Annotated in this window: 10 protein-coding genes; all 10 read left to right on the top strand. The window is 35.8% G+C overall.

Annotated features, from left to right (window positions below; translation table 11 throughout):
• The first annotated feature begins 89 nt into the window (after nucleotides 1–89).
• Nucleotides 90–941 carry a pantoate--beta-alanine ligase gene (panC, locus tag V7Z48_RS09725; RefSeq protein ID WP_334113233.1) on the top strand — a complete coding sequence of 284 codons (852 nt, stop codon included), beginning with the start codon at nucleotides 90–92 and terminating at the stop codon, nucleotides 939–941.
• A 13-nt stretch (nucleotides 942–954) separates the two neighbouring features.
• Entirely contained in the window at nucleotides 955–1,305 is a 351-nt protein-coding gene (gene panD / locus V7Z48_RS09720; protein ID WP_334113232.1) for an aspartate 1-decarboxylase, read from the top strand.
• 89 nt (nucleotides 1,306–1,394) lie between these two features.
• On the top strand, nucleotides 1,395–2,282 hold the full coding sequence (locus V7Z48_RS09715) for a lysylphosphatidylglycerol synthase transmembrane domain-containing protein (RefSeq protein ID WP_442954714.1): 888 nt from the start codon (nucleotides 1,395–1,397) through the stop codon (nucleotides 2,280–2,282).
• 59 nt (nucleotides 2,283–2,341) lie between these two features.
• Nucleotides 2,342–3,490: an alpha/beta hydrolase gene (locus tag V7Z48_RS09710; RefSeq protein ID WP_334113230.1), complete on the top strand. Its 1,149-nt coding sequence runs from the start codon at nucleotides 2,342–2,344 to the stop codon at nucleotides 3,488–3,490.
• A gap of 31 nt (nucleotides 3,491–3,521) precedes the next feature.
• The gene (gene radA, locus V7Z48_RS09705) at nucleotides 3,522–4,880 is read left to right on the top strand and encodes a DNA repair protein RadA (RefSeq protein ID WP_334113229.1); all 1,359 of its coding nucleotides are present in this window, start codon (nucleotides 3,522–3,524) and stop codon (nucleotides 4,878–4,880) included.
• A 294-nt stretch (nucleotides 4,881–5,174) separates the two neighbouring features.
• Complete coding sequence (ileS, locus tag V7Z48_RS09700; RefSeq protein WP_334113228.1) at nucleotides 5,175–8,618, top strand: isoleucine--tRNA ligase; 3,444 nt, start codon at nucleotides 5,175–5,177, stop codon at nucleotides 8,616–8,618.
• Between the two features lie 4 nt (nucleotides 8,619–8,622).
• Nucleotides 8,623–9,006, top strand: a complete 384-nt coding sequence (locus V7Z48_RS09695) for a TraR/DksA family transcriptional regulator (RefSeq protein WP_334113227.1) — start codon at nucleotides 8,623–8,625, stop codon at nucleotides 9,004–9,006.
• A 69-nt stretch (nucleotides 9,007–9,075) separates the two neighbouring features.
• Nucleotides 9,076–9,702 (top strand): lipoprotein signal peptidase, encoded by a 627-nt coding sequence (locus V7Z48_RS09690; protein ID WP_334113226.1) that lies wholly within the window; start codon nucleotides 9,076–9,078, stop codon nucleotides 9,700–9,702.
• 58 nt (nucleotides 9,703–9,760) lie between these two features.
• Nucleotides 9,761–11,641 (top strand): hypothetical protein, encoded by a 1,881-nt coding sequence (locus V7Z48_RS09685; protein ID WP_334113225.1) that lies wholly within the window; start codon nucleotides 9,761–9,763, stop codon nucleotides 11,639–11,641.
• Nucleotides 11,642–11,743: 102 nt separating this feature from the next.
• Nucleotides 11,744–12,052 carry a hypothetical protein gene (locus V7Z48_RS09680; protein ID WP_334113224.1) on the top strand — a complete coding sequence of 103 codons (309 nt, stop codon included), beginning with the start codon at nucleotides 11,744–11,746 and terminating at the stop codon, nucleotides 12,050–12,052.
• Nucleotides 12,053–12,251 lie beyond the last annotated feature (199 nt).

The following is a 12,251-nucleotide window of genomic DNA, read 5'->3' as shown; positions in this document are numbered from 1 at the left end:
ATTCAAATCAAAAAACATGCAAAAGTACAAAATTTTATGCAGTGTGTCATTAAAATCTTAGATTTGCAGCCGCTTAAACAATTTGATTTTTGAGAGTTTACAAGCTAAAGCAAGATTTGCAGGCACATTTAAAAAAGGTTTTGGAACTACAAAACGCTATTGGTTTGGTGCCTACTATGGGCGCATTGCATCAAGGTCATTTATCACTGGTAACTACTGCCTTAAAAGACAATGAAGTTGTTGTGGTAAGTATTTTTGTCAACCCAACCCAATTCAATAATCAAAATGATTTGCATAACTATCCAAGAACGCTTGATAGTGACCTAAAGTTGTTAGAAACTTTAAAAAATTCTAATATCATTGTTTATGCACCCGAAGCCTCTGATGTGTACCAAGATGAGATCACTGCTCAATCTTTTAGTTTTGACGGCTTAGAACATGAAATGGAAGGTGAATTTAGGAAAGGTCATTTTAACGGTGTGGCCACAGTTGTCAAAAACTTATTTGAAATTATTAAACCTCATAACGCCTACTTTGGTGAAAAGGATTTTCAACAATTACAAATAGTAAGAAAACTTGTTGAAATTACAGGTTTTGATATCAACATTATAGGTTGTCCTATTTTAAGAGAAAATGACGGATTGGCCATGAGTTCAAGAAATGGAAGATTAACTCAGGAGCAGCGCAATGTGGTACCTTTCATATACAAAACGCTCAAAACTGCCAAAGTAAAGTTTGGCACAAAAAGTGCTAATGAGGTGTCGGAATGGGTAAAAAGTGAATTTGCAAACCATAAATTATTAGCTTTAGAATATTTTACCATTGCAAACGAAACAACCCTTAAACCCGTCAAAAGAAAAAACAAGCAAAATAAGTGTCGCGCTTTTATTGCGGTTTTTGTTGGCGATGTAAGGTTAATAGACAACATAGAATTAAATTAATTATCTTTGCACTATGCAAATTCAAGTAGTAAAATCTAAAATTCACAGGGTAAAAGTTACCGGTGCCGACCTAAATTATATAGGAAGCATCACCATTGATGAAGATTTAATGGAAGCCGCCAATATTATCCAAGGTGAAAAAATACAGGTGGTTAATAACGACAACGGCGAGCGATTAGACACCTATGTAATTCCCGGTGTCCGCGGTAGTGGTGAGATTACCCTTAATGGTGCTGCAGCGAGAAAAGTGGCTGTTGGCGATACCCTTATTTTAATTACCTATGGCTTTATGGATATAGAAGAAGCCAAAACCTTCAAACCAGCACTTGTGTTTCCAAATGAAGCAACAAACCTATTAAAATAAAGCGAGTGAATTCGCAATTGAAAATATTGTTAAAGCTTCTACTCCCAATTTTATTGGGAGTTTTTTTAATATACTATTCCTTCTCACAAATGTCTTTGGCAACCTTGTGGGAATACGCCAAAACCGCTGACCTAAAATGGATAGTGTTGGGCGTGTTTTGCGGCTTTCTTAGTCATTTATCACGTGCTTACAGATGGTTATATATGGCAGAACCGCTTGGGTACAAACCAAAACTCGCCAATAGTTTCATGGCGGTTTATGCGGCGTATCTTATAAATTTCACCATTCCAAGAGCTGGAGAAATTGCCAGAGCTACTATTCTTTCTAATTATGAAAAGGTGCCGTTTGAAAAAGGTTTTGGCACCATCGTTTCAGAACGCATTGCAGATATGATTATGATGCTTATAATTATTGGTATCACCTTGATATTGCAATTTGAATTTATAACAGATTTCTTTACTAGTAAAATTAATTCCAGTGGTACATTTGCTATCCTTGCCATACTTATTATAGTTTTTGGGTTGGGTTTTGTCATCCTAAAGAAATCAACCTCAAGATTTGCTCAGAAAATAAAATATTTCATTAACGGTCTAATTGAAGGTGCACTTAGTATTTTTAAAATGAAACAAAAATGGTTGTTCATATTGCATACCGTATTTATTTGGGTGATGTACGTGGCCATGTTTTATATCACATCTTTTGCCATTCAAGATCTAAACAATATACCTTTAGGCGCCATTTTGATAGGATTTATTCTAGCCAGCTTTAGTATTGCCGCAACTAACGGTGGTATTGGTTCATTTCCCGAAGCTGTTGTAATTGGCTTTTTATTGTTCAATCTCCCTGAAGATCCAAGCAGAGCTTTTGGTTGGATAATGTGGTCTTCTCAAACCATTATGATTATTATTTTGGGTGGATTATCATTATTGTTGCTACCAGTTTACAACAAGCAATTTGCTAAAAAGAAGCTACTTTAGTTTTTTTATACTTGGGTTTATTTTTTACCTTGCTCAGGTAAATTTTTAAAAGTCCAACTATGAAACGCATTTTTCTATTCTTTCTATTTATTACAGTGTTTCAGCTTTCTAAGGCACAAGTTATAGTCGAAACTATTTATTCTGAAAAACTTCAGCAAGAACGCCAACTTAAAATATTATTACCAAAAGGCTATTCCGATACTGACAAAAAAGACTACCCAATTATTGTGGTTTTAGACGGTGATTACTTATTTGAATTGGTCACCGGTAACACCGACTACTATTCTTATTGGGAAGATATTCCAAAAGTGATAGTGGTTGGCATAAATCAAGCAGATTTTAGATATGATGACATGAATTACTCCGAACAAAATTCACTACCCATTGAAAGTGGTGCGAATTTTTTCGAATTTATTGGGATGGAAGTATTGCCATTTGTACAAAGCAAATTTAAAACCAAAGCTTTTAAAGTAGCTGTTGGTCACGGCGAAACCGCTAATTTCATAAATTATTATTTATTGAAAGAGAAGCCGCTTTTTAACGCTTTTATTTGTATAAGCCCTGATTTTGCTCCGGAAATGCCCAATTATTTAGCTGAAAGTTTGGCGAAGATTAAGTCTAAAATATTCTATTATTTGGCAACTTCTAAAAATGATGTGCAGCATATTAAGGAGGTGACCAACATGTTTCACGACAAGCTTAAAATTATAGATAATAAAAATGTTCTGTATAATTTTGACGAATTTGAGGCACCATCGCATTACACCATGCCCGCGCATGCATTACCAAAAGCCTTGGAAAATATTTTTCTGGTTTTTCAACCCATTAGTAAAAAAGAATACACCGATAATATTCTAAAACTCGAAGGTTCGCCTGTCGAGTATTTGGTGGAAAAGTACCAAACCATCAATGATTTATTCGGAATTAAAAAGCAAATCCTTGTGAACGATTTTAAAGCCATCGCTGCGGCCATTGAAAAAACAAAAAATTTCGAATACTTTGAACCCTTAAGCAAAATAGCTAAGAAAGAATATCCCGATGCCATGTTAGGACATTATTATCTTGCCCGATTTTATGAACAAACTGGCGAACCAAAAAAAGCGATGCGTACCTATCAGTCAGGCTATATTTTAGAGGAAATAGGAGGCCTTACAAAGGATATGATGTTGGATAAGGCAGATGCTATTAAAGCAGATTTCGGATATTAACTAAAAAGATTTCCGGTTTTCCGGAATTGATATGGCAAAAGTAAAAACAACATTTTTCTGTCAGAATTGTGGCGCACAATACTCCAAATGGCAAGGCCAATGCAACGCTTGTAAACAATGGAACACCATAGTTGAAGAAATTATACAAAAACCTGAAACTTCTGGATGGAAATCAGAAAAAACCACAGCTCAACGCGTTTCAAAACCGTTAAGGATTAAAGATATTGATACCTCACAGGAGATTAGAATAAACACTTTAGATGCCGAATTTAATCGGGTGCTAGGTGGCGGCATTGTGCAAGGTTCACTAACCTTATTGGGAGGTGAGCCAGGCATTGGTAAAAGCACCTTATTATTGCAAATCGCTTTAAAACTACCTTACAAAACCCTTTATGTTTCAGGTGAAGAAAGTCAGAAACAAATAAAAATGCGTGCTGAACGCATCAATCCAGATAGTGAAAACTGCTACATTCTAACCGAAACTAAAACCCAAAACATTTTTAAACAAATTGAAGCTGTCGAGCCTGATATTGTAGTAATCGATTCCATTCAAACGCTTCATAGCGATTATATAGAATCGGCCGCCGGTAGTATTTCTCAAATAAAGGAATGCACCGCAGAACTCATCAAATTTGCCAAGGAAACCAATACACCTGTAGTGTTGATTGGTCATATCACCAAAGATGGAAACATAGCTGGACCAAAAATTTTGGAACATATGGTGGATACGGTATTACAATTTGAAGGCGACCGCAATCATGTATTTAGAATTTTAAGAGCCCATAAAAACCGCTTTGGTTCAACCCACGAATTGGGCATTTACGAAATGCAAGGTTCTGGTTTGCGTGAAGTATCGAACCCAAGTGAAATACTTATTTCAAAAAAGGACGAAGAGCTATCAGGTAATGCCATTGCCGCCACTTTAGAAGGCATGCGCCCATTAATGATAGAAGTTCAGGCATTGGTGAGTACAGCAGTTTACGGCACGCCACAACGCAGTGCCACAGGGTTTAATGCCAAGCGCTTAAATATGTTGTTGGCAGTTTTAGAAAAACGCGCTGGGTTTAAATTAGGCGCTAAAGATGTATTTTTAAATATTACCGGTGGTATCACTGTTGATGACCCTGCAATTGATTTAGCCGTGGTAGCTGCCATTTTATCATCAAATGAAGATGTAGCCTTGCCAAAAGATTATTGTTTTGCTGCAGAGGTCGGTCTTTCCGGTGAAATAAGACCAGTTCAACGTGTTGAGCAACGCATTTTAGAAGCTGAAAAATTGGGGTTTGCTACTATTTTTGTGTCTAAGTACAATAAAATCTCTTTAAAGAATACTCAGATTAAAATTCAAATGGTGGCTAAGATTGAGGATTTGGTTGGCATTTTAGTTTAAAAATTATTGGAACATTATCGTTTCAGTAAGACAAAATCCTTCAAGGAAGTTAATGTACTCACTGAAAATCACCTAAATTTTGTGAATAGAGCACACTCTTAATTACAAGCCTTGGCAAAACCTTAGTTTATTGAGAATTTTAGACGAAGCAGAATCAACTTCCTGGATTTTTTACAATAATCAAAATCTATTTATCTAAAGCTTGTGCAAAAAAGCTTGTGACCTTTAATGGAATACCACCTATTATTTTACTAAAATTCATTAATTTCGCGGTCTCATTTGAAAAGAGATAACATGAGCGCTAAATTTCCTGAATATAAAGGTCTTGACTTACCCAATGTAACCGAAGAAATTCTTCAGTACTGGAAGCAGCATCATATTTTTGAGAAAAGTGTTACCACTCGTGAAGGCCAGAAGCCCTTTGTCTTTTTTGAAGGTCCGCCATCAGCTAACGGCTTACCAGGTGTGCACCACGTTTTAGCGCGTGCCATTAAGGATATTTTTCCGCGTTACAAAACCATGAAAGGCTTTCAGGTAAAACGCAAAGCTGGTTGGGATACCCACGGTTTACCAATTGAATTGGGTGTTGAAAAGGAACTTGGTATCACTAAAGAAGATATTGGAAACCCCGATAGTCCTCGAAGCATTTCGGTTGAAGATTACAACGCGGCCTGCCGTAAAGCCGTCATGCGTTATACCGATGTGTGGAACGACCTCACCGAAAAAATGGGCTACTGGGTTGATATGAACAATCCATACATCACCTATGAGCCTAAATATATGGAAAGTGTTTGGTGGTTGCTCAAGCAGATTTACGATAAAAATTTAATTTATAAAGGCTATACCATTCAGCCGTATTCTCCAAAAGCAGGTACTGGATTAAGCTCGCACGAGCTTAACCAACCTGGTACTTATCAGGATGTAACCGATACCACGGTAGTTGCGCAATTTAAAATACTTCCGATTGAACAACAAACTGTTAAAGTCCTTCCCTTTGGTAAGGATTTAGGATGGGACAAGGATGTTTTTTTCCTAGCCTGGACTACCACACCGTGGACATTACCTTCAAATACCGCCTTAACGGTGGGTCCAAAAATCGAATATGTTTTGGTTGAAACTTATAACCAATACACCCTCGAGCCAATTCATGTGGTTTTGGCCAAAAACTTGGTTAATTATCAATTCGCTGGCAAGTTTAATTTGGTTGAAACCAAGGAAGAAATTGCTAACTACCAACCTAAGGATAAAGTAATTCCGTATAGAATTATGGCATCATGTTTAGGTACAGATTTAGAAGGCATTAAATACGAGCAATTACTCCAATACGCCTTACCACACGATAACCCTGAAAATGCGTTTCGAGTGATTTTAGGAGATTTTGTTACCACCGAAGACGGCACTGGAATTGTGCACACCGCACCAACCTTTGGTGCCGATGATGCTACAGTAGCGAAACTTGCAACACCCGAAATTCCACCGTTGTTGGTGAAAGATGACAATGACAACTTAGTGCCTTTAGTGGATTTACAAGGTAAGTTTAGACCCGAGGTTGGTGAGTTTGCAGGTAAGTACGTTAAAAACGAATATTACAATGATGGCGAAGCACCTGAGCGTTCGGTTGATGTAGAGATTGCCATCAAATTAAAGGAAGAAAACAAAGCATTTAAGGTTGAAAAATACAAGCACAGTTATCCAAATTGCTGGCGAACTGATAAACCTATTCTTTACTATCCGTTAGACTCCTGGTTTATTAAAGTTACTGATGTAAAAGACCAAATGGTTAATTTAAATAACACCATCAATTGGAAACCAAAATCAACAGGAACTGGTCGTTTTGGCAACTGGCTGGCCAATGCCAACGACTGGAATTTATCGCGGTCGCGTTATTGGGGAATTCCATTACCCATTTGGAGAACTGATGATGGCAAAGAAGAAATTTGCATTGGCTCGGTTGAAGAGTTGATAGACGAAATGCAAAAATCTGTTGTTGCAGGTTTGATGGAGAAAGCAATTTTTGACGATTTTGAAATTGGTAACAATTCCGAAGAAAACTACGGCAAAATTGACCTTCACAAAAATATTGTCGATCAAATAATTTTGGTGTCGCCTGCTGGAAAACCCATGAAGCGCGAAGCCGATTTAATTGATGTTTGGTTTGATTCTGGCTCCATGCCTTACGCGCAGTGGCACTATCCTTTCGAAAAGCCCGAACTGATTGACAAAGGATGGGCCTTCCCAGCCGATTTCATCGCCGAAGGTGTCGATCAAACCAGAGGCTGGTTCTATACATTGCACGCCATCGCTACTATGGTTTTTGATAGCGTAGCTTATAAAAATGTTGTGTCCAATGGTTTGGTGCTAGACAAAAACGGTCAAAAAATGTCCAAACGTTTAGGCAATGCCGTCGACCCATTCGAAACACTAAGTACCTATGGCGCCGACGCCACGCGTTGGTATATGATTGCAAATGCCAATCCATGGGATAATCTTAAGTTTGATGTTGATGGTATTGAAGAAGTGAAACGTAAATTCTTCGGAACTTTGTACAACACCTATTCCTTCTTCACCTTATACACTAATTTAGATGGTTTTAAATACGAAGAAGCAGAAATTCCAGTCCAAAACCGACCAGAGTTAGACCGTTGGATCCTTTCAGAATTAAACACCTTAATTCAAAAAGTTGATGAGTATTACGCCGATTATGAGCCAACTAAGGCAACGCGTGCTATTTCAGACTTTACCCAAGATTACTTAAGCAATTGGTATGTTAGATTGAGTAGAAGGCGTTTCTGGAAAGGTGATTATCAGCAGGACAAAATTTCGGCCTATCAAACTTTATACACTTGTTTGATCACCATTGCCAAATTAGGTGCACCTATCGCGCCGTTTTATATGGATCGATTGTATTTAGATTTGAATAAAGTCACGCAAAAGGAAACTTTTGAAAGTGTTCATTTGGCGCAATTTCCTGAATTTATTGCTTCGATGGTTGATAAAACTCTTGAGCGAAAAATGGAAGCGGCACAAACTATTTCCTCTTTAGTTTTATCCCTGAGAGCAAAAGAAAAAATCAAGGTAAGACAACCGCTTCAAAAGATTTTAATTCCTATAGATTCTATCTCCCAAAAGGATGAATTACTACAGGTTGTTGACCTAATTGCTTCTGAAGTAAACGTTAAAGAAGTAGAGTTGCTAGAAGATGCTTCCGATATTTTGGTGAAACAGATCAAGCCGAATTTTAAGGTTTTAGGACCGAGATTTGGCAAGGATATGAAGTCTGTAGCTCAAGCAATTAGCAAGCTAAATGCTCAGGATATCAAATATTTTGAACAAAACAACGGTTTAGATATTGATATTAATGGTAAAAAGATTACTTTAGAACGGTCGGATGTTGAAATTAGCTCTCAAGATATTGAAGGCTGGTTGGTAGCTTCGGCAGATGGGTTCACAGTAGCGTTAGACATAACATTAAATGACAATTTGAAAAATGAAGGCATCGCGAGAGAATTGGTGAATCGGATTCAGAATTTAAGAAAAGATTCAGGTTTAGAGCTCACTGATAGAATAGATGTCATTCTTCAAATGGACAGTAATATTATAAATGCAATTAAAGAAAACAGCAATTATATAAAAGAAGAAACACTCACAAATAAGTTAGAAATTATAAATGAATTAGACAGTGGTATAGAAATAGAATTTGATGATGTTTATACCAAATTATTAATTAAAAAAGTTTAAAGTTATGGCAGTCGACACCAACAACCGATATTCTGACAAGGATTTAGAAGAATTTAAAGTATTGATTCAGGATAAAATAAGAAAAGCAGTTCACGATTTAGAGCTCATTAAAAGCGCTTATATGAACGATTATAATAATGGCACAGATGATACGTCGCCAACCTTCAAAGCTTTTGAGGAAGGCAGTGAAACGATGAGTAAAGAAGCCAACTCGGCATTAGCAATTCGTCAGGAGAAATTTATTCGCGATCTTAAAAATGCGCTTATTAGAATTGAAAATAAAACCTACGGTGTTTGCCGCGTAACAGGGAAATTAATAGGCAAAGAGCGCTTAAAATTAGTGCCGCACGCTACCCTAAGTATCGAGGCTAAAAACATGCAGAAATAAACCGAAAATCATAATTTCAAATTAACTAGCCTTGCAATTTGCAGGGCTTTTTGTTTCTTAGCTATCGATATGACTTTAAGAAAATCCATACTGCTTATTTTAACTATTTTACTAATAGACCAAATAAGTAAAATATATATCAAAACCCATTTTGAATTAAATGAAGACTTTACAGTTTATTCATGGTTTAAAATTGCCTTTGTTGAAAACGATGGCATGGCTTGGGGCGCGAAAATAAGCGATATGGTCACTTTTATTTCAGACAGGTCTGCTAAGTTGATATTGTCTATTTTTAGAATAGTTGCGCTCGCAGGTATTGGATATTGGTTGTGGTTCAGCATCAAAAATAAAGGAAGTCGATTATTGGTAATATCAATCATATTTATTTTTGCAGTCGCTTTAGGAAATATTATAGATTCGGTATTTTACGGTTTAATTTTTAGTGACAGTTTGGGCCAAGTAGCGGTTTTTTTGCCTCCTGAAGGTGGCTACGATACCATCTTTCACGGAAAGGTTGTAGATATGCTTTACTTACCTATTTATAGCGGTATATTGCCAAGTTGGGTGCCATTTTTTGGAGGTAATTACCTCAGTTTTTTCGATCCCGTTTTTAATGTTGCCGATGTTGCCATTAGCACTGGGTTTTGCATGATTATTTTTTTCAACAAAAAAGTATTCGGCACAAAAAATGTATAGAAGCAACATAAAAAATTTAAATACTTTAAATTTATACGTCTAAATTAACAGTTTTAATATGAAAAGTCACTTTGGTTTAGTGTTGTTTTTAATCGCCTTTTTTCCTGCTGAAATATTTTTCGCTCAAAACGAATTTAATATAAATCTGGGGAACAATCAACAATTATGTGCTGCCTTTAATCAGGCCTTTCAAAACCGACCAAAAGAAAGCAGTTTTGCTATTAAACGCGAAGGAACCAATATCTATTTTGAATCCAACAACGAACAATGGTTTAATAATCTTTTTAGAAATCCGCAAGAAGGGATTGCTATAGATATAGTTAATAAACAACGCTATAATTGCAACGAGGTTGTAATAGACAAGAAGCAAATTAGAGGCGAACTACAAAAGCCAATTTACGCAAAACAGCTAAAATCAACCTTGAAAAAAATAGACGACACCAAATTTAGAGTATTAGTCGGCCGTATCCCAGAGGATTGGCAAGACCATGAATTAGAGTTTAATATTTTGTTTTTAAGCGACAACAGCCTTTGTCAATATTATGTGATTTACGATTTAAAAGCTTACGCATGGGATTTGTTAGATATGGGCATTTATTTGGATTCTTTAACCTATAACAATAAACAAATCAGCTCGAATGACGATGGCTATGTGTTAAAGAACAAAACTTTGAAATTTTTAGTTCCTTTCGAAAAGAATAAATCAAAGTATTCGACGCAGGATATTAAACCACTTTACGATTCGCTAAGGCTGACCGATTTTAATATAAAAACCATCAATATTAAAGCCTACGCATCGGTTGAAGGTAGTCTGGAACGCAACATTGAATTACAAGAACAACGCGCGCAAAGTATCGCGCAAGCCTTGCAAAGTTTTCAGCAACCAACTATTGAAACCACTATTTCATCCTCTGAAAATTGGGTGGAGTTTCTAAACGATATTCAAAACACAAACTATAAAAATCTAGCATCGTTAAGTAAATCTGATTTAAAGTCTAGATTAACTGGCAGGTTTTCTGAAGAGATAGAACCTATTTTAAAAAACCATCGAAAAGCAGTAATTGAATTAGAATTAGAAAAAATAGATGCCTATAAAAACAACACAGCGCAAGAATTACTAGGTAAATTTAATGCTGCCCTTGCCGTTGCTGAGGTCGATGAAGCATCAAAAATCCAAAATGCCTTATTCGAGCGATTAAATGCTCAAGAAATTTCGCCTGACTTTTTGAAGAAAATGGAAATTCCCAAGCAGGATTTATTTGTGCATCTAATTAATAAGAAAACTTCCTTTAATTATTTTTTAGATGAACGTCAGGTTTTAATCTCGCATAACCAACTGTTAGAATTAGAAAAGTTGGCGCCTAAGGACCCAAGAGTTAAATACAATTTAGTGGCCACCAAAATGAAATTATGGCGCTATAAAGCCTTAGAGGTAGATGCTGATAAATTCAAAACAGAAATTTCAAACTTAAAAAAATTTGGAATTGACGACATTTTAATCAACCGAATGATGATTAACTATCACATCATTTTAGCAGAGAATTTTATGCGCACTCGTGATTTCAACAGTAAAGATAGAAGTGTCAATTATATTAACGATAATTACAATTCGGTAATTCTTTCAAATTACGATTATCTAAGTTTGGCTCAGTTTTTTAGTTATTACGGCAATACAGATATGTCTAGAGACTTACTAACGCCCAAAGCCAAAAGCATTGATATTGACGAAGATTTGCTATTTTACTATGTAAATCTTACCATTGTTGATAGAGAACTTACCCAAACTTCAGATTATCGTACCATCATGCTCAACGCCTACAATATCAATCCAGAAAGATTTTGTGGCTTGTTTAATCCTTATGGGCAAGGTGGCGTTACCTTTCAGTTGTTGGAAGATGAATTTTTGCGAAATAGTTATTGCGAAAATTGTAGAAAATAACTTGAATTTTATTTTGCTCCATTAAATTTCACCCATATGGGCGTATAAATTCTGTTTTGATTATTAGACTTTTGAGATGTTCAATTTTAAAATCTATTCATCATGGAAGTCACAATTATTTTAGAAGATGTTAATCTCTTCTTTCAACCAAAGGCAATTACTGCAAAAAAATCAATTAGAAAAAGTTTAAGACTTAGTATTACCAAGCGACTTGTGATGTATGCTTTTGGGTTGGTTTTAGGTTTGATTTTAGTCGCCGTTAATACACCAATTTTAGGTCTTGCCATAATTGCGATATCATCAGGGCTATTTTACATTATCGAATTTTTCAATAAGGCTTTTCATCTAGATATTAATTTTTCAAAAGAAGATGAACTAGATAAAATATTAAAAGAGGATCTATACGATTAGTTGAAGTATTTTCTTAATAGCAAAAGAACCCAAATAACATTTATGAACAATAGCAACAGGTTTATAGAGATTTCTGTGAAACAGCAACTGGCATTATGCAATATTGCTCATGATTTGAATGAGATAGATACTGAAATAAACAAATCTTTTAGTAGAAGCAGGGAAAAAGCAGCATCAAATTCAGGTTTCAAATTAACCA

Origin of the sequence: Paucihalobacter sp., from assembly GCF_036825875.1 — a bacterium.
In the GTDB taxonomy this organism is placed as follows: domain Bacteria; phylum Bacteroidota; class Bacteroidia; order Flavobacteriales; family Flavobacteriaceae; genus Paucihalobacter.
This window is presented reverse-complemented; position numbering and strand designations above follow the sequence as displayed.